This window comes from Streptomyces sp. NPDC027189 (genome assembly GCF_055566975.1).
Window position 1 is genome coordinate 636,735 of record NZ_JBVHRI010000001.1, and the last position, 23,223, is coordinate 659,957.

Genomic DNA, 23,223 nt, shown 5'->3' on the forward strand with positions numbered 1-23,223 from the left:
GACGAGGGAGGCGAGAGAGGCGAGGGGGGCGAGGGGTCCCAGGGCTCTGGGCTGCGTCGCTCACAGCTCGCCCATCCGCCGGATCACCGGTGCCACCCGCTGGACGCCGTGGCGGTAGGCGCCACGGGCCGCCCTGCGCACGATCTGCCGTACGGGGCTGGGCTCCTTGTCCGCCGCGGGCGCGCCGGGCAGCGGGCTGCCGTCCGGGCCGAGGTGGTGGCGGGCGAGGATGCCGGGCAGATAGCCGGGCGCGGTGACGGGCGTGTAGTAGGGAGCGAGGGCCGGCAACTTGTCCGCTTCCAGCAGCTCCGTGATGCGGAACCGGGCCACGTCGAAGGCCGTCTCGTACGACCCGTCGGCGGCGACGCCCTGCCGGGCCACCCACGCCGCGTCGGGCGACGGCAGGTGTCCGGCGTCGAGCTGGTCCCAGGAGGCGAGGCAGCCGGAGCCCACGAAGTGGTGGTTGCCGAGCGCCTCACGCACCCCGAGGTCACTCAGGACGACGGTGGGGACCCGACGGTGCAGGGACTCCAGGGCCGCCGTGGAGCTGATGGTGACCAGCAGGTCGGTGCGGTCGAGGACCTCGCCCATGTGCCCGTAGACCAGGCGGAAGTTGGCCGGCGGGTCCGCCTTCTGCACCAGCTTCTGGTAGGGCAGCTCCTCGATGTGCGTGGTGTGCTCGCCCGGCTTTGAGCGCAGCTTCAGCAGGACCTCGCGGTCCGGGTGCAGCCGTGCGTGCTGGATCAGCCGGTTCAGCAGGTACGTACGGTCCTTGCGGCTCTCCGGGACGGAGGGCTGGGCGGCGAACACGACCGTGTAAGGGTCGTGCCCCCCGGCGGGGTATGCCTTGCCGCCCAGGAAGGGCAGTGCGACCTCGGTCACCGACGAGGCGTCGGCGCCGACTCCTTCGTATACGGCCCGGAAACGGTCCGCGTCCTGGCGGGAGTTGGCGAGGACGAGGTCCGCGCCGTGCCGCAGCAGCAGGCCGTCGGCGAGCTTCTCGTAGACGACGCCGACATAGCCGGTGACGACCACGGGCCGCTTCTCGCGCTCCTGCCAGACGTGTGCCAGGCCGTGCAGCATCGCCTGGGCGGCACCGCCGACGAGGGCGAGGACCAGTACGTCGTACTGCTCCTTCGCCATATCGCGCAGGAATTCGACGGCGGTCACCTCGCGGAGTGAATCCGCGCGGACGCCGACTTCTTCGAGCTGGCGGGCGGTGGGGGTGGCACGGCCGCGCAGGAGGAATCCGTCGAGGCGAATGTCCGATTCGGCAGGAGAAATACGGTTCGCGGTGAGCGAACCCCATTTCCACCGAGTATCGGAGTCCGCGAGGACGGCGACCCGCAGGGACTTCGTGGTACTTGCTGGCACGTCCTAGACGCTAGGAAGCCATTTCGAGTTGCGGCCCAACCCGAATGCAACAAAGGGTTAACAGCACATCGACGAATGGCGAATCGGGCCGGTTACGCACAGCAAAAAAGCCCGGTTCACAGCTTCGCCACGCGCCGTTCACCTGACATCAAGCCGCCGGTCAAGACGAATGCCGGGCCGCCGCCTAACGTCACGTGGGTGGTCAAGCTCTCCGTCATCGTGCCGTTCTACAACGTGCAGCAATACGCGCCCGACACCCTGAAGAGCCTGCGTGCGAACGCGCGGGCCGACTTCGAATTCATTCTCGTCGACGACTGCTCGCGCGACGAGACACCGGACATTCTCGCGCGCGCGGAGCGCGAGCTCCCGGGCGCGGTGTATGTCAGACACGAGAAGAACGGAGGACTGGCCACCGCACGCAACACCGGGATCGACAAGGCGCGCGGCGACTACCTCACGTTCCTCGACGGGGACGACTGGCTCGCCCCCGGTTATTACGAGCAGCTCCTTGCCTCCATCGAGGATCTGGGCTGCGACTTCGTCCGTACGGACCATGTCCAGTGCACCGCCCGCGCCCGCACCATCCACCGCGTTCCGCACGGCCGACGGGGAGTGGTGATGCGTCCGCGCGACGCGATCCTGCCCGCCGACCGGTCCACCTCCGTCGACTACGCCTACGCCTGGGCGGGCATCTACCACCGCCGGCTGGTCGACCGCGGCCTGCTCCACTTCACCGACGGGCTGCGTACGGCCGAGGACCGGCCGTGGATCTGGAAGCTGCATCGGGAGGCGGAATCCTTCGCCACGGTGGGGCTGCTCGGCGTGTTCTACCGGCGTGGCGTAGCCTCCTCTCTCACCCAGATCGGTGATGTGCGTCAGCTCGATTTCATTCGCGCGTTCGACCAGGTGGTGGCCGAAACCGCCACGGACCGTGACGCAGAAAAACTCCTGCCCAAAGCCGTGCGCACGTATTGCGCGATTATTTCCCATCACCTGGGATCCATCGAAAGGTTCGAGCCAGCGGTGGCACGGAAACTCAAGTCGATGAGCGCAGTCGCCCTGCGGCGCATGCCGCAGGACGTGCTCGACGACGCCCTCGACTCGATGGACGTCCAGCGCGCCACTCGCCTGCGCCGGCTGCGCCGCCGTCCCGCCGCGGCCTCGGGGGTGGCCGCGTGACCACCCAGATCTTCATGGCGTCCACGCTGTACGGCACGGCCACGCTCGCCGCCGCCCTGGACACCGAGTGTTTCACGCCGGCCGACCGGCGCATCCTGCTCGTGTCCAACAACGCGGCGACGCCCGAGACGACGCCCGGCGTGGACGAGATGCCCGGCTTCGAGCGGCTGCGCGGCCGCTTCGACGACGTGCTCTCGTGGAACGAGACCATCTCGCCGTTCCACCCCGGCGGCTGGGCCCCGCGGCTCGACGACGTACCCCTGTGGGAGCGGCATCTGCGGCTCGCCTGGAATCTCGGCGACGACGACATCGAGCTGGCCGTCGAGTCGATCCAGGTGAACCCGGCGCTCGGTATCTCGCAGATCTTCACCGGCGCGCCCGTCACCGTGTACGCCGACGGTCTGATGAGCTACGGCCCCACCCGCAACAAGATCGACCCGCTGGTCGGCACCCGGGTGGACCGCCTGCTCCACCTGGACCTGGTCCCCGGCCTCAAGCCGCTGCTCCTCACGGAGTTCGACGTCGAGCCGGAGATCGTACCGACGGACGCGTTCGTGAAGGTCCTCGCCGAACTCGTCGACACCGGTGACGCGTTGCCGTCGATCGACGAACCGGCGCTGCTGCTCGGCCAGTACCTCTCCGCCCTTGACATCCTCACCGCCGAGGAGGAGGAGAACCTCCACGTACGGATGCTGAAGGGCGCCCTCGCACTCGGCCACACCCGCGTGGTGTTCAAGCCGCACCCCTCGGCCCCGGCGCGCTGGTCGCGGCTGCTGGAGAAGGAGGCCGAGAAGCTGGGCGCGGACCTCACCGTCCTTGACACCCCTGTCCTCGCCGAGGTGCTCTACCAGCGGATGCGCCCCGCCCTGGTCGTCGGCTGCTTCTCCACCGCGCTGCTCACCGCGTCCGCGCTGTACGGCCTGCCGGTCGCCCGCATCGGCACCGAGTCGCTGCTCGACCGCCTCACGCCCTACGAGAACAGCAACCGCATCCCCGTGACGATCGTGGACGCCCTGCTGCCCGAACTGTCCGACAAGGCGGCGGTCACCGAGCAACGGCACGGCTTGGACGTCACGGCCCTGACCGGGCTCGTACGAGCCGTTGGATTCGCCATGCAGCCGAAGATCTACCCGGACCTGCGCAAGGCCGCCGAGGATTATCTGACGCACCATCTGAGCCAGCACACCTGGCGGTACTTCAAGCGCCGACGGCTCACCTCGCTGGCGCTGCCCGGCGCGGTCCCCGCGCAGCTCGCCTTCATTCCGCGCAACGCGACGGTACGCCGAGTGGCGCGCCGCGCCCGGTCGTTGAAGCGGGCGACGCTCGGATGACCGCCTCCGCCGCAGCGTCGGCCTCCGCATCCGCCCCGGCGGACACCTCGCTCCCGAAGTCCGCGCCGGAAGTCGGCGCGGACGGAGTCCCGCCCCGGATACTGCCCCGAGCGCACGCGCCACGCCTGCGTGCGCTCGACGGGCTGCGGCTCATCGCCGCGCTGATGGTCGCGTGCTACCACTACGGCGGCCGCGACGGGGAGGTCGCGCGCGCCTGGGGCACTTCCCCGAAGCACCAATTCCCGATGCTGCACGAGTGGTTCGCATACGGCCCCCTCGGTGTCCAGATCTTCTTCGTGATCAGCGGGTTCGTGATCTGCATGAGCGGCTGGGGCAGGTCCCTGCGCTCGTTCTTCGCCTCCCGCGCCTCCCGGCTGCTGCCCGCCTACTGGGCGGCGGTGATCCTCGTGACCGCGGTGTTCGCTCTGCCCGTCGTCGCGTTCCACGCGGTATCGCCGAGCGACGCGCTGGTGAACCTGACGATGATGCAGCAACCCCTGGGCGTGGACCGGGTGTTGGGCGTCTGCTGGACGCTGTGGGCGGAGGTCCGGTTCTACGCCCTGTTCGCCCTGTGCATCGTGCTGCCGGGCGCCAACCGGCAGCGGGTCATCCTGTTCTGCGCGGGCTGGACACTGGCGGCGGCCATCGCGCAGGCCGCGAACGAGCCGCTCCTGAACATCGTCCTGATGCCGGAGTACGCCTCGTACTTCATCGGCGGCGTCGGTCTCTACCTGATCCACCGCGACCGGCGGGACGCGTACGCCTGGGGCATTGTGGGCGTGAGCTGGCTGATCGGCCAGCACTACGCCGTGGCGAAGCTGTGGCACGCCCCGAACCCGGACTTCTTCTCCTACCGCTCGTCGTTCGGCATCGTCCTGGTCGTCACGTTCGGCTACCTGGCGGTGATGGCCATCGCGCTCGGCTGGCTGAACTGGGCCAACTGGCGCTGGCTGTCGGTCGCGGGCGCGCTCACGTATCCCTTCTACCTGGTCCACGAGCACCTGGGCTGGGTCGCCATCGAGTACTACCACCGGACGCTGCACATCCCGTCGTACGGCACATTCCTGGCCACCGTGGCCACCATGCTGCTCCTGGCCTGGCTGCTGAACCGCTACGTGGAGAAGTGGCTCACACCCAAGCTGCGCTCGGCGCTGTCGACCCCGAGGCGTTGACCGCTCCGTAAGGCGCCCCTGAAGGCACCCGTACGCCTGGCCGGAAATCGCCCCTCCGCCGAACGCGCCCGCACCCGGCCGCCCATCACCGGGTGCGGCCGTGGCCCGGGATCGTCGTGGCCGCGTACTGTCGTGGCGCGCCGCAGGACCAGGGGATCCCGTCGCAGAGCGAGGGCGGCACCGGCCCCTGGCAGGCCGTCGACCAGCGGCTCGACGCCGCCGCCGTGGCCCCGCTAATCCGCCGTGTGCCGGCCGGAATGCCGGAGGCCGAGCGCCAACTGCTCCTGCTCGTCGTTTGGGACCAGCTCACCCCGCCCGAGTCCGCGACCGCCGTCGGGGTTCCTCCGACCTTCACAAGTGACGCACAGGAATTGGCCTGTCGTTCACCTGTCCGCCTGTTTGGGCAGGCGTGTTCGGGCAGACGCCGAGGAGTTCCGCACAGGCTCGTCCCCCACGCGAGCTCCTCCGTACGGGCCCTCCCCCGGGGCTCGTCCGTACTAGGGAGTGCTCTCTTCGTATGACCCTCGCACCAGGCACGACCCCACCGCCGCCGCACCGGCTCGACGACGTACCCGGCTGGTTCCCCGTTCTCGACCAGATGCTCTTCGAGTGGTTCCTGGACCGCCAGGAGTCATCGGGAATGCGGGGTGATCTGCTGGAAGTCGGCGTGTACATGGGCAAGAGCGCGATCTTCCTCGGCCGTCATCTCCAGGACGGCGAGCGGTACACGGTGTGCGATCTCTTCGAGGGCTCCGCCCCGGACGACGCCAACAAGGCGGAGTCGACGAAGTCGTACGGCGCGCTCACCCGACGGGCCTTCGAGGAGAACTACCTCTCCTTCCACGACGCGCTGCCCCGCGTCCTGCAAGGCCCCAGCAGCGTCGTCCCGGCGGAGGTCGCCGCCGGGAGCTGCCGGTTCGTCCACATCGACGCCTCGCACCTCTACGAGCACGTGTACGACGACATCGGCGCCGCCCGCGACGCGCTGCTGCCCGGCGGGGTCGTCGTCCTGGACGACTTCCGCTCGGAACACACCCCCGGCGTCTCCGTGGCCGCCTGGGAGGCGGTGCTCACCAGGGGCCTGCGCCCGATCTGCCTGAGCACGCAGAAGCTGTACGGGACCTGGGACGACCCCGGGCCCGTGCAGGAGGAGCTACTGGCTGCGGTGCGCGAACGCGAGGACTGCCACCTGAGCGTCCAGCAGGCGGCCGGACACCGCATCGTCCGCCTCAAGTCGAAGAAGGGCATGCAGGCACCGTCCTTCCCGCCGTCCCGGTACGCGAGCAGGCCCGACCCCGCCGCGCACCATGCCCTCACCCGGCAGGGCGGGCCCGCCGTCCCGCGCCGCGGCCGCACCCGTCGCATCGCCGCCGACCTGCTGCCGCCCGTCCTCACCCGCGCGATCCGCAGCGCCCGCGCGGGCAGGGCCTCGGGGACGCGCTGACATACGGAGGTCGGTTCAGCCGACCCCGTACCGCGCCTCGATCCCCGTGATCACCAGCGCCAGCCCGTCCTCGAAGTGCCGTTCGTAGTCCTCGAAGATCTCCGCGCCCGCCGCGGCCGACAGGGGGAAGTCGGCCATCCGGCGGGCGCGTTCCTCGATGTCGTAGCCCTCTCGGCGCTCGTCCGGCAGGGGCTGGACGCCCTGTTCCTCGGTGACGAAGCCGAGGGTGTACAGGTACGCGGTCGACGTCGCGCGGACGGCCTGGGCGAGGGTGAAGCCGGCCTCCGTGAACAGGTGCAGGGTCCGTTCCATCTCGACGGCGTGCAGGGTGCCGGTGAAGCGTGTGCCGCTGAAGACCTTCGCGCCGTCGCGGTAGCTGAGCAGCGCGGCGCGCAGGCCGCGGTTGGCGCTCAGGAGCCGCTCCTGCCAGGTGCCGGAGGCGGCAGGCGGCGCTTCCTCGACCATCCGGCGGTACATCTCCGTCGCCATCTCGTCCAGCAGCTCCTGTTTGTTCTTGAAGTGCCAGTAGAGCGCGGGCGCCTGGACGTTCAGCTCCTTGGCGATCGCCCGGAGCGAGAGGCCGTCGAGACCTACCTCGTTCAGCAGCCGCAGGGCGGTCTCGACGACCTGCTTCTTGTCCAGCTTGGGGGATCTCTGGGTAGCCACGCTTGACAGTTTAACGCCGTTAAGGGCATGCTCCGAGCATGGAACTTAACAGCGTTAAGGAGGCTGTCGTGAACGCGGACGAAATCATCGGCACAGACGGAATCGGCCACACGGACGTACTCGTCGTCGGCGCCGGCCCCACCGGACTCGCCCTCGCCGTCGACCTCGCCCGGCGCGGGGTGGACGCGCTCGTCGTGGAGCGGGCCGAGGGGCTGTTCCCCGGGTCACGCGGCAAGGGGATCCAGCCGCGCACGATGGAGGTCCTCGACGACCTCGGCGTGCTGGACGCGATCCGCGCGGCGGGCGGCACGTACCCGGCCGGGATGATCTGGCAGGACGGCAAGCGGGTGGGTGAGCACCAGATGTTCGACCCGGCCGAGGCGAGCGGCGACTCGCCGTACACCGAGCCGTGGATGGTGCCGCAGTGGCGCACCCAGGAGATCCTGTTCGCGCGGCTGGAGGCGCAGGGCGGGAGGGTCGCGTTCGGCCGGGAGGTCACCGGTCTCAGCCAGGACGAGGGCGGCGTGACGGTGGAGTTCGCCTCCGGCGGCCCCGTCCGCGCCCGGTACGCCGTCGCCGCCGACGGCGGCCGTTCGGCGGTGCGCCGCGCGCTCGGGATCGGCATGGCCGGGGAGACCGTGGACCCGAACCCCATGCTGGTGGCCGACGTCCGGATCACTGGGCTCGACCGCGACAACTGGCATGTCTTCCCGCCGCGCGCGGACGACGACGGCTTCCTCGCGATCTGCCCGCTGGCGGGGACGGAGGACTTCCAGGTCGTGGCACAGTTCCCGGAGGGCACGGATGTCGACCTCTCCCTCGACGGCATCCGCAAGGTCGTCGACGCCCGATCGCACCTGTCCTCCGGCGACGTGACCGAGGTGCGCTGGGCCTCGGACTTCCGGCCGCGCGCCGCGATGGCGGACCGCTTCCGGGCCGGGCGGGTGTTCCTCGCCGGAGACGCGGCACACGTCCACTCCCCCGCCGGGGGCCAGGGCCTCAACACCAGCGTCCAGGACGCGTACAACCTGGGCTGGAAGCTCGGCGCGGTGCTGCGCGACGGGGCTCCCGAGTCCCTGCTCGACTCCTACGAGGAGGAGCGGCTGCCCGTCGCCGCCGACATGCTCGGCCTGTCCACCCAGGTACACCGCGGCGAGGTCCGGCGCGGCGCGGCCACGCGGCAGCTCGGGCTCGGCTACCGGGGCCGCTCGCTCGCGATGGAGTCCCGCGCGGGCCTGCCCGACGACGCCCTGCACGCGGGCGACCGCGCCCCGGACGGCGTCCGCGACGGCGTACGGCTCTTCGACGCGTTCCGGGGGCCGCACTGGACCCTGGTGACCGTCGCCACCGACACGACGCTGCCGCCGCTCCCCGCCGCACGCACGGTGCGGATCCCCTCCTACGAGGCGTACGGGGCCGGGGTCTTCCTCGTCCGGCCCGACGGTTACGTCGGCTGGGCGGGCGCTACGCCGGAGGGGCTGGCGGAGTACGCCACCCTCGTGGGCCTCTGCTAGGCGCTGGCGAGCGTGAGCTTCACGGCGAAGCCGAGAAAGAGGGCGCCGGCGGCGGTCGTGGCGCCCGCGGAGAGCCGCTTGCGCCGACGGAAGGCCGCCGCCAGCTTCGTACCACTGAATATCAGCGCGGTGAGGTAGAGGAAGCTCGCCAGCTGGGCGAAGGCGCCGAGGACGACGAAGGAGAGGGCGGGGTAGGCGTACCCCGGGTCCACGAACTGCACGAAGAAGGCGACGAAGAACAGGATCGCCTTCGGGTTGAACAGGCTGATCACCAGCGCCCGCCGGTAGGGCCGCTCCCCGGCCACCGGCACGGGCGCCTCGGCCGCCACGGCCCGCTCCCGCCGCGTCCGCCACATCCCCCACGCGGCCCGCAGCATCCCGACGGCGAGCCACGTCAGATACCCGGCCCCCGCGTACTTCACTATCCCGAACAGCACGGCGTTCGCCTGCAACAACGAGGCGACACCGGCCGCCGACAGCGTCATCAGCACGGTGTCCCCGCACCAGACACCTGCGGCAGCGGTGTACCCGGCCCGCACTCCGCGCCGGGCGGCGACGGAGAGCACATACAGCGAGTTGGGACCGGGGAGCAGGACGATCAGGACGAGACCTGCGAGGTAGGTGGGGAGATCAGTGACACCGAGCATGAGAGGGAGTGTCGCACGGGGGTACGACACTCCGCGTTCGGGTCTCGCAGGTCAGTCACCGTCGAGGAGGGTGTCCACCGGGAGATCGAGAGTCACGCCGACGGACTCGGGGACGGAGACGCTCTGGCCCCGCTTGTAGCGCTCAGGTGCGGGATACTTCCCGTCCTCCGGGTTCTGGTGGAGCAGCACCTCACCGTGCTTGCGATCGGCCACGATGTAGACCGGGATGCCGGCCTGGGCGTAGCACTCGACCTTCGGGCCGAGGTCGTCGGACCAGTTCGAGGACGTCACTTCCACGACCAGGCGGAAGACGTTCGGGGCGTAGTAGTTCTTTGTGACGTGAGCGTCGCGGAAATCCGCGTCAACGACGGAGAAGTCAGGGATCGCGAAGTCCTCGGGCAACGTGGGCAGCCAAAGGCCGACGCCCTGGACATGCTCACGCCCCGCCTCAACGATCCCCGCCCGATCAAATGCCCTGCCCAGTTTCGTCAACGCCGGCGCGTGCGAGCCGTCCGGCGGCGGTGTCACAGTGAGCCTCCCCTGGAGAATCTCCACGCGGTGCCCAGGCAGTGCACGAGTGAGCAGGTCGGCGGCTTCGCCCAACGTCAGCTCGTGTTGCAGTACAGCCACGGCATCCTCCTTTTCGGGGGTCACTCTTCATGAGCGTAACCGGGGGCGTTCCGTTATCGCCCCCGATCACTCATACGGACTAATTGCCCAGCTCAGAAGGCATCCGAAGGCACGTAGGTCCCCCACACCTCCCGCAGCGCGTTGCACACCTCGCCCACCGTCGCGCGGGCGCGGAGGGCGTCCTTCATGGGGTAGAGGACGTTGTCCGTGCCCTCGGCCGCCTTCTTCAGGTCGGCCAGGGCGGTGTCGACCGCCGCCTGGTCGCGCTCCGCCCGGAGCTTCGCGAGGCGTTCGGCCTGCTGGGCCTCGATGGCCGGGTCCACGCGGAGGGGCTCGTAGGGCTCTTCCTCGTCGAGCTGGAAGCGGTTGACGCCGACCACGACCCGCTCGCCGGAGTCGGTCTCCTGGGCGATGCGGTAGGCGCTGCGCTCGATCTCGGACTTCTGGAAGCCGTGCTCGATCGCGTTGACCGCGCCGCCCAGCTCCTCGACCCTGACCATGAGTTCGACCGCGGCCTCCTCCACGTCGTCCGTCATCTTCTCGATGACGTACGAGCCCGCGAAGGGGTCCACCGTCGCCGTCACATCCGTCTCGTACGCCAGGACCTGCTGCGTACGCAGGGCCAGCCGCGCGGACTTGTCGGTCGGCAGCGCGATCGCCTCGTCGAAGGAGTTCGTGTGCAGGGACTGCGTGCCGCCGAGCACCGCGGCCAGGCCCTGGACGGCGACACGGACCAGGTTCACCTCCGGCTGCTGCGCCGTCAGCTGCACGCCCGCCGTCTGCGTGTGGAAGCGCAGCATCAGCGACTTGGGGTTCTTCGCGCCGAACTCGTCCTTCATCACCCGGGCCCAGATCCGGCGCGCGGCGCGGAACTTGGCGACCTCCTCCAGGATCGTCGTGCGGGCGACGAAGAAGAAGGACAGGCGGGGGGCGAAGTCGTCCACGTCCATGCCGGCCGCGACCGCCGTACGGACGTACTCGATGCCGTCGGCGAGCGTGAACGCGATCTCCTGTGCGGGCGACGCGCCCGCCTCCGCCATGTGGTAGCCCGAGATCGAGATCGTGTTCCACTTCGGGATCTCGGCCTTGCAGTACTTGAAGATGTCCGCGATCAGGCGCAGGGAGGGCTTCGGCGGGAAGATGTACGTCCCGCGCGCGATGTACTCCTTGAGCACGTCGTTCTGGATCGTGCCCGTCAGCCGGTCGGCCGGCACCCCCTGCTCCTCGCCGACCAGCTGGTACATCAGCAGGAGCAGCGCCGCGGGCGCGTTGATCGTCATCGACGTGGAGACCTTGTCCAGCGGGATGCCGCCGAACAGGATCCGCATGTCCTCGACCGAGTCGATCGCCACGCCCACCTTGCCGACCTCACCGTGGGCGATGGCGGCGTCCGAGTCGTGGCCCATCTGGGTCGGCAGGTCGAAGGCGACCGACAGACCCATCGTGCCGTTGGCGATCAGCTGCTTGTAGCGGGCGTTCGACTCCACGGCCGTACCGAAACCGGCGTACTGCCGCATCGTCCACGGACGGCCCGTGTACATCGACGGGTACACGCCACGAGTGAAGGGGTACGAACCCGGCGCGCCCAGCTTCTCGGCAGGGTCCCAGCCCTCCAGCGTCTGCGGCCCGTACACCGGTTCGATGGGCAGACCGGACTCGGATTCGCGCGCCATTTGCTGTGCCTCCCGCTGATACTACTGACTAGTAGGACCCGACCCCCGCGACGGACTGTAGCGGCGGCCGTGCGCCCGGTGGAGTGACCCACGCTGGGACCTTCCTCACAGACCGCTTCACGGACCGTTTCATGCTCGCTCTCCACCATGCCGCCAAGTTCGCAACCGGTCACCCGCGGGGAGCATCTCAGGTGACACGTCGCCGAAACGGGGGTCCGGATGCGTTCGACAGGTATGACGAAAGGTATGAAGAGATCACTGGCCGCCGTCGCGGCTCTCGTCGCGGTGAGCGGCTGTACGGCACAGGCCGTGGGCACGCACGGGAAGACCCCGCCGCCCGCCCGGACCGGCCCTTCGGCCACACCCACACCGACGCGCACGCCCGCGCCCGCCTCCACGCCCGAGGACGGCAAGCCCGACGCCCCCGCCCCCAAGGTCCTGTGGTCCCGTGGCGACAAGGGCACCGATATCCGTGAGCTCCAGGCCCGGCTGCACCAGGTCGCCTGGCTCATCACCGCGCCGACAGGGACGTACGACGCTCCTACGGTCGACGCAGTGAAGGGCTTCCAGGGCAAACGGGGTCTGCCGCGCACCGGCCGGCTGGACACCGTCACCTGGGAGCGGCTGCGGAGGATGACGCACAAGCCGGCCGCCTGGGAGTTGTACCCCTACGGCGGGCAGCCGGCCGCACGGCCGGACCCGCGCTGCATGACGGGCCGCGTGCTGTGCGTCAGCAAGACCAGCCGCACCCTGCGCTGGATGATCGACGGGAGGACGGTCTCGACGATGGACGTGCGGTTCGGCTCGCAGTACACGCCGACCCGCGAAGGTGTGTTCACCGTCTACTTCAAGTCGCGCTACCACGTGTCGACGATCTACCACACGTCCATGCCCTACGCGATGTTCTTCAGCGGCGGCCAAGCGGTCCACTACTCCTCGGACTTCGCGGCCCGGGGCTACTACGGCGCCTCGCACGGCTGCGTCAACGTCAGGGACGAGAGGAAGGTCGCCGCGCTCTTCGCGCAGGTCCGCAAGGGGGACAAGGTCGTCGTCTACTGGTGACCGACCGGCCCGGCGGGGAGAGCGGAGCAGGAGAGTGGGGCGCGGGCGGGACCGGGGGAACGTGTCCCGCCCGCGCCAATCGCACAGAGCCATGGGTACGGGGGGAACCCCGGCTCCGTGCTACGGCCGATGACCAGTCGGCTCACCCATTACTGCGCCATGGCGGCCGAAAACGTCACACCCGAGCCGAAGAAACTCTAAAGATTTACGAAACCGCAGGTCAGCGAGGTGCCGTGCGGTTCGGCGGCTGATGAGGCTCGCGATTCAGTGGCCGGTGAGAGCTCGCGGCTCAGTGGGCGGTGAGAGCTCGGCTCAGTGGCCGGTGAGAGCTCGGCTCAGTGGCCGGTGAGAGCTCGGCTCAGTGGCCGGTGAGAGCTCGCGACTCAGTGGCCGGTGAGAGCTCGCGGCTCGGCCACCCGTGAGGGCTCGCGGCTCGGCCACCAGCAAGAGCTCGCGACTCAGTTGCCGGCGAGGAGACCCAGCTGGCTGTACGTCGGGGACGGCGCCGGAGTCGTGATGGTCTTCTTCGGCAGCAGCGGGCTCAGGGCCGGGGCCGAGGGCGACGGGGTGAGGATGCCGCCGTTGTCATGGTGGTCGTTGCCGCCCGGCAGTATGTGGTTGCCGTCGTCGTCACCGCCCTGATCCCCCTGGCCGCCATGGTCCGTGCCCTTGTCGTCGTCGCCGTCCTGGCCCGCGGAGTTGCCGTCCAGCCGGTCCAGAATGCCGCGGCAGTAGTTCTTCACCCGGCCACTGCCGCCCGCGACGTCCTCCAGGGCACGCCTGCGGCCCGCGTCCAGATCCTTGCCGTCGAGGACATCACGGCAGGACGAGCGGGTACGGCGCCACCAATCGTTGGTGCGGCCGGACTTACCGGTGCTGTCCGAGCGCGGCTGCTCGTCGGCGGCGCCACCGGCCGCCTCGTCGTTCGGGGAATCCTCGCCGGACGGGCCACTCGTGGTGCCGTCGGGCGTCGGCACCTTGGAGCCGCCGTTCCCCGAAGCCCCGGGGGACGGCGAGACGAGCGGCTGTTCCGGTGTCCCGGCGGCCGTGACCGAGGCGGCAGGGCTCGGTCGCTCATTACCGAACGGAGTCGGCAGCACTCCGGTTCCGGCCGCGACGGCGACCCCGCTGAGCATCCCGGCGGCCAGCGCCGCGGCGAGCCCGAAGCGGGTGGGGCGTCCCCAACGGGCCCTGCGCCGGGTCCCGGCGGCGCGTCCGAGACGTACCAGACCGGCGTCGGAAGCATGGGCCGCGGGGTGCGCGAGGCCACGGCGGCCGAGCTGAGCGGGCTCGCCGTCCCGGCCCGTGCGCGCCTTGCGGAACGCGGCCAACGCGGCTGCCTCGCCCGGGAGTTCGGCGCTGCTCGGCGCGGGTTCGGCGGCGAGTGCACCGAGCGCGTCAGCGAGTCGGTCCGCCTGCTCGCGGATGTCGGCGCCGACGGCTTCCAGCGGCTCTCCGCGCAGCAAACGCTCCGCCGCATCGCGGTCCAGCCACCTGTACTGCTCGTCGGCCATCACATGTCCTTCTGCGTCCGCGAACGCAGATGCGTCACACCCGCGGACGTCACCGCGCGTGTGCGCGAGCCTCTTTGTGGGGGAACGGCGTCGAGCGCGCCGGCGGATTCCGGATCCCCGCCGAGCAGCTCCGCGAGCCGCTTCAGACCGCGGTGCGCCGCCGTGCGGACGGCGCCGGGGCGCTTGCCGAGGGTCTCGGCGGCGGTCTTGGCGTCGAGGCCGACCACGACGCGCAGCACGACGGCCTCCGCCTGGTCCTGCGGGAGCTGGGCGATGAGCGAGAGGGTGCTGTCGGTGGCCAGCGCCTCGATGGCCTCGCCCGCGGTGTCCGACTCGGCGGCCTTCCCCGTCAGTTCGGTCTCGTCGCCGCCGATCGCGGGGCGCCGCCCGCGCATCCGTATGTGGTCCAGCGCGCGGTTGCGGGCGATCCGGGCCGCCCAGCCGCGGAACCGGTCCGCGTCCCCGCTGAACCGTTCCAGGTCCCGGGCGATCTGCAGCCAGGCCTCGGACGTGACGTCCTCCGCGTCCGGGTCACCGACCAGCGTCCGTACGTATCCGAGCAGCCGTGGGTGCACCGCGCGGTACACAGTCCGGAACGCGGTCTCGTTCCCGTCCTGTGCCGCAAGCACCGCGGCGGTCAGCTCCGCGTCGTCCCCCAGCACCGCGCCCCTCTTTGCGCCTGAACCGGCGCCGCTCTCGCGGACAGGGTCCGCACCTCTTTGCGTCCTAACCGGCGCCGCTCTCGCGGACGTGGTTGATCGCCATCGTGGTTGCTCACTTGATGATTGCGGTCGTGGGTCCTTCGCTGGTCCGGCCCTGGTCCGCGCCGCGGCGCGATTGGCACGTTACGGCGTGAAACCGCTCCCCGTCCATGTTCGTACAGCATGCAACTATCTCGTGACGGAGCGAGGTGTGACACAAAACGCAGCCGCGGCGCTGTAGAAAGTACGGGCCGCCGCGCGGCCCGTGCCGCGCGACGGCCGGGGCCTCTCCTGTGGGGGGTGGCGGCCCCGGCCGTTGCCATCGGCGAGGGCGAAGGGCGCGCATGGACGCGCCGAAGGGGCCCTCCGGCGCGACTTTCCTGGAACCGGCCTGTGGCTCTACGGCTTGCCCTTGGACTTCGTCGGCTTCGGCGTCGGTGACGACGCCGGGGTGGCCGCGGACGTGGCGGCCGGGCTCGGCGTGCTGTCCGCGTTCTTCGTTTTCCCGTTCGCGGGCTCGGTGTCCTCACCCAACTGCTCGGCGCAGTACGCCGCGACGTTCTCCTCGCCGCCCGCGGCGTTGATCAGCTGCTGCCAGGCCGTCGAGTTCAGCGCATTGCCCCGATCCCTGACCGATTCGTACGCGCGGCAGTGGGCCTCGGTGTCCTGAGCCTGGGAGGGGTGGGCGTCAGGGGCCCGCCCGGGGGCGGAGGAACCGGAAACGCCGGGCTCGGTGGACTCGGGGGCCGACCGGTCCGGGGCGCTGCTCGACGGCCGGGTCTCGCTCTTGCCCCGGTCGTCCGTGTCGTCGTCCGACGACGAACCGATGGCCGCGACGGCGACCCCGCCCAGCGTCAGGCTCGCCAGCAGCACGGCGAACGTGGCCTTCAGGGAGCGACTCACCCGCCGCTGCTCGCGCGGCCGCCAGTCGTCCCTCCGCCGGGTACGCGCGGCGTGCGCGCCGGCGTCCCGCGCGGCACGGAAGGCGGCGACGGCCTGCGCCTCCGCCTCGGCGTCGTTCGCACGGCCGCGCATGGCGGCGGCGAGCAGCACTTCCAGGGCGGGTACGTCCGAAGCGGGCGTCTGAGGGACCGGGGTCCGCGAATCCGGCATCCGCGAATCCGGCGTCCCCGGAAGCTTCGGGGTGGGCTCTTCCCTCCAGGGACCGGGACTCGCCGGGTGCGCGACCCGACGGTCGGGGGCTCCGCCGTCGCTGTGTCGTTCACCCATGTCCGGTTCCGTTTCCCTCTCTGCCCGACGGCATCCTGCCGTTCGGCGACTTCTTTCCGTTCATCCCGACTCCCCCAGCGTCTGGGGTCGCTCATCCGTCACACCTTCGGCGCCGAGCTGCCGCGCGAGCCGCTTCAGGCCGCGGTGGGCTGCGGTGCGCACCGCGCCCGGCCGCTTGCCCAGCACCCGCGCCGCCGCGGGCCCGTCGAGGCCGACCACGACCCGCAGCAACACGGCCTCGGCCTGGTCCCGCGGCAGCCGCGAGACCAGCTCCAGGGCGTACTCCGTGGAGAGGGACTCCAGCGCCTCGTCGTGCGTGCTGTGCCTGCCGGGCAGCTCCAGTACGTCCTGTTCGATCGTGGTCCCGCGGGGCCGTACCTTCAGCCGCCGCAGATGGTCCAGCGCCCGGTGCCGGGCGATGGTCGCGGTCCAGCCGCGGAAGCCGGCGCCGTCCCCGCGGAACCGTCCCAGATCCCGCGCGATCTCCAGCCACGCGTCGGACGCCACGTCCTCCGCGTCGTCGCCGACGATTCCGCGCAGATACCCGAGCAGTCCGGGCTGCACGATTCGGTACGCGACCGCGAAGGCGGCCTCGTCCCCCTCCTGCGCCCGCGCGACGGCCACGCCCAGTTCCCGGTCGTACGCCTGCACGCGGCGGGATTCCCCTCCCTGGCCCAACACTGTCCTCGTTCGTACCGAGTTCGCCTGAATCGCACTGCCGACACTGCCGGTCGTGTCGGCACCCCCATGGCCATCAGCGTCGGACAGCACAGAAATGTCACAGCGAGTCAGGCTTCTCGCCCGGAGCAAGCCCCGCGTCCGGCCCCATCACCACGTCAGGCTCAGCCGGACCGCCGGCCGCAGGACACCGCCCGGGCCGCCCGCCCGTGCAGTTGCAGGTACAGCATCCGTACGGACTCCCGCTCCCCGACCTCGAAACGTTTCACGACCTTGCCGAGCGGGTTCCACACGCGTCCGTCCGGCATCCGTACGCCGACGGGCTGGCCGAACAGTTCCCGCTGTTCGGCGTCGAACTCGACCCACTGCGCTCCGGCACGCCGCACGAGCACCTCGCCGGCGTAGGCGCCGAGCCCGAACAGCACGTGCCGTACGTCGGCCCGCTCGGACTTCCCCTTCCGCACCCCGTCGACGATGAAGTCGACGACCCGCAGACTGTTCACGGAGTAGTCCAACGGCAGCCGGTTCCGCGCCGTGATCTGCCGCACGAACTGTGCCGCGTGCCGCCGCATCCACACCTCGGCCGGCGTCCGCTCCTGCATGACTCCCCGCACCCCGTCCCCATGTCCACATGACCCCCTACGCCGGGGGCACACATCCGGGGCGTGGTCACGTCCCGGTCCACCAGACCCAGCGGGACGAGGGCGCCGAACATCACGCGTGCCGCGCGTGACGAACGTCATGGGGTGAGGTTCTCGGTTTCGTACAACTATCCGCTCACTCAAGTGTCTTGGGGCGCTTCACGCGTCGCGGGGCGCTCAGAAACCGTCTCGGCCGTGCCGGCCGGACTGTGCCGCGGCCACCCCGGCGATCAGCCGATGGCGATGCGCGGATGCGCGCCCGGCTTGATCCAGGCCATGATGCGGTCCATCGTCGCGCGCGGCACGGAGACACAACCGGCCGTCGCGCCCTGTCCGTTGACGTGCAGGAAGATCCCGGCACCGCGACCGGGCGTCGCCGGCCAGCGGTTGAAGTTGATGACGAGCGCCTTGGCGTACTGGGTCGGGTAGTTGACGAGGTGCTCGCTGCCCCGGTCGCCGGTCTCGGTGAGCGGGAAGTCGGCGCCCTCCGCGGTGTGCATCGAGTTGTAGTACTTCGACTGCGGGTCCTCCACCCACCAGTGGCTGGAGTTGACCCGCGTGTACGGCATGCTCGTCCCGCCCGCCTCGACCCCGAAGCCCTCGGTGATCGTGTAGGTCCCGGTGGGCGTGGTGTACGTGCCCTGCTTCCTCGTGGCCCCGTCGACGACACCGTTGGAGCCGACCCGCCCGGCACCGTCGGAGAGGACCGCCTTCCATCCTGAGGAGCCCTTGGCCCAGGCGGTCACGGTCGCGTACGAGCCGTTCGACTTGACGGTGACGAGCTGGGTCGAGTCGCCGGGGCTGACCGGCACGGGGAAGTTCGGGGCGGCGGCTGCGGCGCCGGTCGACCCCGTCCCCGTCCCGGTGCCGGTACCCGTACGGCCGCTGCCGGCCGTGGCTCGGGAGGCGCCGGCCGATGACGCGGACGCGCTGCTGGAGGGCTTCGGGGACTTGGAGGCAGAGGCGGAGACCGAGGCGGACGGGGACGCGGAGGCGTCGGCCGAGCCGCTCGCCGAGGCGGACGAGCCGACCCCGTCCGCCCGCACGGTCTCGGAGCCGGACGCGCCCTCCCCGCGATCGTCCTGACCGCCTTGGTGACCGCAAGCGGACGCCAGAACCATCACACCGGTCGTTGCCGTGGCCACGGCAGCAACGGAGAACTTGCGCATATGGGACGAAGGCAGCACGAAATGACCCTTCGGGCGAGGGAGAAATGGGCATGGCCGACGCACGCTCGGCGGAATCGGCCCGGTTATATAGCAGGCTCGCGAGGAGATGCGAGCGCGGGAACCTTTGAGGCGAATGTTCATCTTTCCGGGCGAATCACCCACCCTGCCCGTCTCGACCACCGATCCGCCGCTGTCACACCGGCGCCGTCCAGTTCCTGACCGAGTGACTGAACGGCACCTTGGAACCGTGGGCGCTGCCGCCGCTCGCGCCCGAGATCACCCCGTGGTGAGCGTCAGGCCGCCTGTGACTGTTTCGGGCCTCAGCACGCTGGAAGAGACGTGATCATCGATGTGACGTACGGGGAGGGCTGGGACGCCGCGTCCCGTACGGTTCTCGGCCCGATGAACAGGCAGCGGGCCACGGCCCGGGACGCGGCGGGCGAGCCGTACGCCGTCGTGCTGCGCCAGGAGGGGCGCCCGCAGCCCGTCGCCGTACTGCACATCGCCCGGGCGCACGGCTACTTCGGCGTCTGGGCGTACGACGACCAGGGCCGGCGCACCCGCGAGTTCGATCTGCGGCGCCTGGAGCCCGAGCGCCTCTTCCTGCGGCACGTCGCGCGGTGGCGGTACGACACGGAGGACATGCCGGAGTTCGCGGAGCAGGCGGGACGGGTCCGGGTCGACCTCTACCCGGACGGCCGCGGCCGCAAGGTGTCCGAACCGCAGGGAAGCGGGGGCGGCTCGCTGCACACCATGGCCGACATGCCGGAGGAACAGCGCTGGGTACCAGCACCCGAGTTCGGCGCCTGGGAGTGGACGGTGGCTCTCGTGACGGACGGGCAGTTCCCGGACGCCCTCCAGGAGGCACCGGAGAAGAACCCGACGCCCCTCGCCACCGCCTTCGCCACCGCGAACTGGCAGCCGCCCAGCCCCCTGCGCCCCCGCCACCTCGACGAGATGTTCACGCCCGGCACGCGCTTCTCACCGCCGTACGAGGGCGACGCGGGCCCGTACGCCGTCGAGCGCATCATCGACGCCGGTGTGCTGCGCCTCCCGACAGGCCAGGTCATCGCCTGCGACCCACACTGGGTCACTCCCGGCAAGCCCTTCACCGTCGCCGTACCCCCCGGTGACTACTCGACGCAGATCGCGACCGCCGCCTACGCGAGCGAGTACGAGGGCACGCCGCTCCACATGGAGGACTACACCGCGGCACGCGTCCTCATCTCCGAAAAGCCCACGGTGGACTGGGAGTTCGCCCTGCGTCCCGACGAGGACCCGCGCACCCTGAGGAACGACGAGTTCTACGGGTTCGGCGTGGACAGCGGCACCGGCTGCTTCGTCGACGCCGCGTCGGCCGCCCGGCTCATCGGCCGTGAGAACACCCTCGTCCAGGACGCCAATCCCGACGGCATCCTCGTCCGCGACGACCCGGAGTCCGGCGGCAACCTCATCGCCTACCCGAGCGGCATGGGCGACGGCACCTATCCGGTATGGATCGGCCGCGACGCGGACGGCGAGGTCACCTGCTTGGTCGCCGACATGCTGATCCTCGGCCACCAGGAACTGCTGAACGACTGACCGGACCAGGGACTCAAAGCTGGAGCGGCTGGAGCACGGCACGCACGGCTGCCGCGCCGCGCACGGCCGCCGCCACGGACGCGACCGCCGGGGAGCCCCCTGCATCCGCTGCCTGTGCACGACGGCAGCCTCGGCACAGCACCTCGTCCGCCACGGGGCGGAACAGAAGCGCCTGTACGTGATCCCCCTCGCATTCCCGCATCTGCGCGACCCGGGGCGTCGGCGGGGACGCCGCGGCGACGGGAGTGACTACGGGTGGGATCTCCCGGAGCACATAGCGCACCAGCCCACCAGGCCGGTGGATGAACTGCCCCCGCCCGGGCAGACAGCGCCGAATCTGCTCCCGTACGTCGGCCACCGTGTGTCCGCAGGCCAGCCACTCAGCAGCCAGCGCGGCGAGTTCCGGCAGTATGCCGCGGGGTACGCGCAGCCGGGCGTCCAAGTCGCCCAGCGACTCGACGAGTTCGCGGGCGGCGGCCTGATGCTCGGCGGTGGCCTTGGCCGTGGGAGCCGGATGGTGGGAGGTGTTCTCCGGAACGGGGGGTTCTGGATGACGACCGACGGCCCGACCGGTCGGCTCGCCGACGGCCGGAGATCCGCCCGTCGGAGCCGAGTCCGGTACGGCCACCTTCGCTGGGACCCTTAACGCCGCCGCCTCCTCCCCACTGAGCGGCACATTCGACACGAGCTGCACGGTCGACCACAGCCCCCGCACCCCCTGCTCCCGCCACTCGTGCAGATACCCCTCCGCCTTCAACTCCCCCTTAGCACGCAGAAAGGCGCACTTCCCGATCCCGGCGCGCGCCGCGGTTCGCGACAACGCCTCATCGGCACCTTCCGGCAGCGACAACTGCCAGGTCAACAGCCGTACGGCATCGGAGGACAGGCGGGGATGGCGGATGATGTCGTTCGAGACCTGCGTGAAGAAACGGGCAGGCGCGATAGCATGACGAAGCATTTTCCGGTGGCCCTTGCTTCCACTGGTGATGAAGGCCCTCGAAGCTGGTTGCACCCGGCGACGAGGGCCGCCTCATTTCCCGTACGACTTTCCGCACCACACGGGCAAACAAGGCGAGCTGTCGCGCTCACCGTACGTCAACATCCGTACACGCACGGTCACTTCACTCTGGCGCACCTCGGGCACGCACACGGCGGGAAACGGCCGCCCGATTCGATCGGCGGCGCCTCACGCCCGGGCTGGTACGTCGTCCGCGGCCCCCAGGTCCGACCACTGTCCCGCGAGACCCGCAGCGTGATGTACGCGCCACCCTCGTCACCCTCGACCTCATCCATCCCCAGTCACGCCTCTCACTTTCTGTGCAGTTCCGATCACACAGTGGGGTGGCGGGAGTTACGCTCGGTAGGGGTTTGCTTGTGACAACGGCGTCTGCACTCTGGGGAGTTGGCCATGGCCATCGAGGACAACCCGCAGTCACGCGAGAAATACGGCAAGGAGCTCAAACGGCGACGCGAGATGGCCGGGCTCACACAGGAGGACCTGAGCGCGCGGGCCATCATGTCGCGCTCGCACATCGCCCACATCGAGGCGGGGCGACGCAGACCTGACGTGGAGGACGCGCGACGGCTGGATCAGGTGCTCGGGACGAGCGGGTTCTTCGTGGAGTTCCTGCCGACGCTGGGGGAGGGGAAGGTCGCCGAGCACTTCGGCGAGGCCCTGAAGCTGGAGCGGCAGGCGAAGGTGATCAGGGTGTACGGCCCGAAGCTGGTGCCGGGCGTTCTGCAGACGGAGGCGTACGCACGCGAGGTGCTCGGCTCCGGCTTCCCGCCGAAAACCCCTGAGGAACGTGACAAGTTGCTTGTCACACGCCTCGAACGAGGCCGAATCCTCGACGACTTCCACTCACCGGTGTTCTGGTCGCTACTCGACGAGGCGGTGCTGCGGCGCCCGGTCGGAGGTCCGGCGGCGATGTGCGAACAGCTCACGCACATTGCAAAGTTGGGCGAGAGTAACCGTATTCGCGTGCATGTACTGCCATTCTCGGTGGGCTTTCACGCCCTCATGGAGAGCTTCGTCTCGCTGATGTGGTTCGAGGACCTGCCGCCGGTCGCGTACGTAGAAGGGTTGAAGACGGGCAAAGTGCTGGAGGTCCCGTCCGTGGTGCGCGAGTGCCAGGCGGCATACGATCACGCTCTGGGGGACGCGCTGTCGCATCGCGCATCCCTGGCCCTGATCAGGTCCGTCGCGAAGGAATACGAGCATGCGCAGCAGTGAGCACGTGAGCATCCCCGACGCCTCGGTCGTTCCCATGTGGCGCAAGTCCAGCTACAGCGGCGGCGACAGCGGTGACTGCCTCGAAGTGAGCGGCTCCCTCCCCGCCCACGTCCCCGTCCGCGACAGCAAGAACCCGCACGGCCCGGCCGTCGTCTTCACGGCCGGCGCGTGGACGGCTTTCGTCACGGCGGTCAGGACAACCTCCCCCCAGCACAGCTGAGTCACAAGCGCTCGGTACTGTCAGCGCGGTCAGGCGAAGCAGAACCCCAGAGCCCGCGCCAGCTCCCTCACCAGGTCCTCCGCGAACGGGTCCGCCTCGGCCGAGAGGACTGCCGTCACGGCCTCGGCGTCCGGTTCACGACCGGCCTCGCTCGCCCAGGCCAACGCGGGTTCGAGTGCCGCCTCGTTCCATTCGATCACCTGCTCCGGGGCGCCGTAGGAATCCATCGCCATCTGCGGCGACAGCACACACTCCCACCTGGGTCCCTTCGGGCTCTCCGCCTCCACCGCGACCACATCGCTGTCATACACGTGAGCGACGAGCACGGGCGCTTGGGTCTCCTCAACGATCGAGTCGGCAGGTCTGCCACCGCCATGGAGCTGCACGATCTGCCAGGCCCCGTCGCGAGCCGACCAACTCAGGTCACCCCCTGCCTGCCTCACCGCGGGGAGCTCCGCCACGGCTCCATCACTTCGCGCCACCACGAACGATCCAAAGAATCCCATGAGCCAAGACGATAGAAGCCACCACTGACAGACTCCGCGGGTCACTCAACTGTCGCCC

Annotated in this window: 23 protein-coding genes; 10 read left to right on the forward strand and 13 right to left on the reverse strand. The window is 70.2% G+C overall.

Features of this window, described 5'->3' with window-relative positions; all coding sequences use genetic code 11:
* Positions 1-60: 60 nt before the first annotated feature.
* Positions 61-1,374, reverse strand: a complete 1,314-nt coding sequence (locus tag ACZ4RZ_RS02890) for a DUF6716 putative glycosyltransferase (RefSeq protein ID WP_467741375.1) — start codon at positions 1,372-1,374, stop codon at positions 61-63.
* Between the two features lie 198 nt (positions 1,375-1,572).
* On the opposite strand from ACZ4RZ_RS02890, the gene ACZ4RZ_RS02895 reads away from it, so the two are divergent.
* The 4 genes from ACZ4RZ_RS02895 to ACZ4RZ_RS02910 all read left to right on the forward strand — a co-directional run bounded on the left by ACZ4RZ_RS02895 (position 1,573) and on the right by ACZ4RZ_RS02910 (position 6,500).
* Positions 1,573-2,553: a glycosyltransferase family 2 protein gene (locus tag ACZ4RZ_RS02895; protein WP_467741949.1), complete on the forward strand. Its 981-nt coding sequence runs from the start codon at positions 1,573-1,575 to the stop codon at positions 2,551-2,553.
* On the forward strand, positions 2,550-3,884 hold the full coding sequence (locus tag ACZ4RZ_RS02900) for an alpha-2,8-polysialyltransferase family protein (RefSeq protein WP_467741377.1): 1,335 nt from the start codon (positions 2,550-2,552) through the stop codon (positions 3,882-3,884). Before ACZ4RZ_RS02895 ends, ACZ4RZ_RS02900 begins: the two co-directional genes overlap by 4 nt.
* Entirely contained in the window at positions 3,881-5,056 is a 1,176-nt protein-coding gene (locus ACZ4RZ_RS02905) for an acyltransferase family protein (protein ID WP_467741379.1), read from the forward strand. The genes ACZ4RZ_RS02900 and ACZ4RZ_RS02905 overlap by 4 nt, the downstream gene beginning before the upstream one ends.
* A 517-nt stretch (positions 5,057-5,573) precedes the next feature.
* A complete protein-coding gene (locus ACZ4RZ_RS02910) occupies positions 5,574-6,500 on the forward strand; it encodes a class I SAM-dependent methyltransferase (RefSeq protein ID WP_467741381.1) in 927 nt (308 codons plus the stop codon).
* A 15-nt stretch (positions 6,501-6,515) separates the two neighbouring features.
* Here the strand turns inward: ACZ4RZ_RS02910 and ACZ4RZ_RS02915 are convergent, their stop codons facing one another.
* The gene (locus ACZ4RZ_RS02915; RefSeq protein ID WP_467741383.1) at positions 6,516-7,166 is read right to left on the reverse strand and encodes a TetR/AcrR family transcriptional regulator C-terminal domain-containing protein; all 651 of its coding nucleotides are present in this window, start codon (positions 7,164-7,166) and stop codon (positions 6,516-6,518) included.
* A gap of 38 nt (positions 7,167-7,204) precedes the next feature.
* Between ACZ4RZ_RS02915 and ACZ4RZ_RS02920 the strand changes: the two genes are divergently transcribed.
* The gene (locus ACZ4RZ_RS02920) at positions 7,205-8,680 is read left to right on the forward strand and encodes an FAD-dependent oxidoreductase (protein WP_467741385.1); all 1,476 of its coding nucleotides are present in this window, start codon (positions 7,205-7,207) and stop codon (positions 8,678-8,680) included.
* Here the strand turns inward: ACZ4RZ_RS02920 and leuE are convergent.
* The 3 genes from leuE to ACZ4RZ_RS02935 all read right to left on the reverse strand — a co-directional run bounded on the left by leuE (position 8,677) and on the right by ACZ4RZ_RS02935 (position 11,630).
* Complete coding sequence (leuE, locus tag ACZ4RZ_RS02925) at positions 8,677-9,327, reverse strand: leucine efflux protein LeuE (protein ID WP_467741387.1); 651 nt, start codon at positions 9,325-9,327, stop codon at positions 8,677-8,679. The genes ACZ4RZ_RS02920 and leuE overlap by 4 nt on opposite strands.
* Positions 9,328-9,378: 51 nt before the next feature.
* Positions 9,379-9,957 (reverse strand): Uma2 family endonuclease, encoded by a 579-nt coding sequence (locus tag ACZ4RZ_RS02930; protein ID WP_467741389.1) that lies wholly within the window; start codon positions 9,955-9,957, stop codon positions 9,379-9,381.
* A gap of 92 nt (positions 9,958-10,049) precedes the next feature.
* Positions 10,050-11,630: an acyl-CoA mutase large subunit family protein gene (locus tag ACZ4RZ_RS02935; protein ID WP_467741391.1), complete on the reverse strand. Its 1,581-nt coding sequence runs from the start codon at positions 11,628-11,630 to the stop codon at positions 10,050-10,052.
* Positions 11,631-11,876: 246 nt separating this feature from the next.
* Here ACZ4RZ_RS02935 and ACZ4RZ_RS02940 point away from each other — a divergent pair, with 246 nt between their 5' ends.
* On the forward strand, positions 11,877-12,692 hold the full coding sequence (locus ACZ4RZ_RS02940) for a L,D-transpeptidase family protein (RefSeq protein WP_467741393.1): 816 nt from the start codon (positions 11,877-11,879) through the stop codon (positions 12,690-12,692).
* 458 nt (positions 12,693-13,150) lie between these two features.
* On the opposite strand, the gene ACZ4RZ_RS02945 is transcribed toward ACZ4RZ_RS02940, so the two are convergent.
* From ACZ4RZ_RS02945 to ACZ4RZ_RS02970, 6 genes are all read right to left on the reverse strand, one after another.
* On the reverse strand, positions 13,151-14,206 hold the full coding sequence (locus ACZ4RZ_RS02945; protein ID WP_467741394.1) for a hypothetical protein: 1,056 nt from the start codon (positions 14,204-14,206) through the stop codon (positions 13,151-13,153).
* A complete protein-coding gene (locus ACZ4RZ_RS02950) occupies positions 14,206-14,868 on the reverse strand; it encodes an RNA polymerase sigma factor (protein WP_399076854.1) in 663 nt (220 codons plus the stop codon). The genes ACZ4RZ_RS02945 and ACZ4RZ_RS02950 overlap by 1 nt, the downstream gene beginning before the upstream one ends.
* Before the next feature lie 438 nt (positions 14,869-15,306).
* On the reverse strand, positions 15,307-16,020 hold the full coding sequence (locus ACZ4RZ_RS02955) for a hypothetical protein (protein ID WP_467741396.1): 714 nt from the start codon (positions 16,018-16,020) through the stop codon (positions 15,307-15,309).
* A gap of 177 nt (positions 16,021-16,197) precedes the next feature.
* Positions 16,198-16,815: an RNA polymerase sigma factor gene (locus ACZ4RZ_RS02960; protein ID WP_467741398.1), complete on the reverse strand. Its 618-nt coding sequence runs from the start codon at positions 16,813-16,815 to the stop codon at positions 16,198-16,200.
* A 164-nt stretch (positions 16,816-16,979) separates the two neighbouring features.
* A complete protein-coding gene (locus tag ACZ4RZ_RS02965) occupies positions 16,980-17,417 on the reverse strand; it encodes a hypothetical protein (protein ID WP_467741400.1) in 438 nt (145 codons plus the stop codon).
* 269 nt (positions 17,418-17,686) lie between these two features.
* Positions 17,687-18,202: a L,D-transpeptidase family protein gene (locus ACZ4RZ_RS02970; RefSeq protein WP_467741402.1), complete on the reverse strand. Its 516-nt coding sequence runs from the start codon at positions 18,200-18,202 to the stop codon at positions 17,687-17,689.
* Here ACZ4RZ_RS02970 and ACZ4RZ_RS02975 point away from each other — a divergent pair.
* The gene (locus tag ACZ4RZ_RS02975; protein ID WP_467741404.1) at positions 18,186-18,542 is read left to right on the forward strand and encodes a hypothetical protein; all 357 of its coding nucleotides are present in this window, start codon (positions 18,186-18,188) and stop codon (positions 18,540-18,542) included. The genes ACZ4RZ_RS02970 and ACZ4RZ_RS02975 overlap by 17 nt on opposite strands.
* 422 nt (positions 18,543-18,964) lie before the next feature.
* A complete protein-coding gene (locus ACZ4RZ_RS02980) occupies positions 18,965-20,206 on the forward strand; it encodes a DUF4241 domain-containing protein (RefSeq protein WP_467741406.1) in 1,242 nt (413 codons plus the stop codon).
* 13 nt (positions 20,207-20,219) lie between these two features.
* Here ACZ4RZ_RS02980 and ACZ4RZ_RS02985 read toward each other — a convergent pair whose 3' ends face one another.
* On the reverse strand, positions 20,220-21,164 hold the full coding sequence (locus ACZ4RZ_RS02985; RefSeq protein ID WP_467741408.1) for a hypothetical protein: 945 nt from the start codon (positions 21,162-21,164) through the stop codon (positions 20,220-20,222).
* A gap of 450 nt (positions 21,165-21,614) precedes the next feature.
* On the opposite strand from ACZ4RZ_RS02985, the gene ACZ4RZ_RS02990 reads away from it, so the two are divergent.
* Together ACZ4RZ_RS02990 and ACZ4RZ_RS02995 are read left to right on the forward strand one after the other, a co-directional pair.
* Positions 21,615-22,439: a helix-turn-helix domain-containing protein gene (locus ACZ4RZ_RS02990; RefSeq protein WP_467741410.1), complete on the forward strand. Its 825-nt coding sequence runs from the start codon at positions 21,615-21,617 to the stop codon at positions 22,437-22,439.
* The gene (locus tag ACZ4RZ_RS02995; protein ID WP_467741412.1) at positions 22,426-22,659 is read left to right on the forward strand and encodes a DUF397 domain-containing protein; all 234 of its coding nucleotides are present in this window, start codon (positions 22,426-22,428) and stop codon (positions 22,657-22,659) included. The genes ACZ4RZ_RS02990 and ACZ4RZ_RS02995 overlap by 14 nt, the downstream gene beginning before the upstream one ends.
* A 29-nt stretch (positions 22,660-22,688) precedes the next feature.
* Here the strand turns inward: ACZ4RZ_RS02995 and ACZ4RZ_RS03000 are convergent, their stop codons facing one another.
* The gene (locus tag ACZ4RZ_RS03000) at positions 22,689-23,120 is read right to left on the reverse strand and encodes a hypothetical protein (RefSeq protein WP_467741414.1); all 432 of its coding nucleotides are present in this window, start codon (positions 23,118-23,120) and stop codon (positions 22,689-22,691) included.
* Between the last annotated feature and the right edge of the window lie 103 nt (positions 23,121-23,223).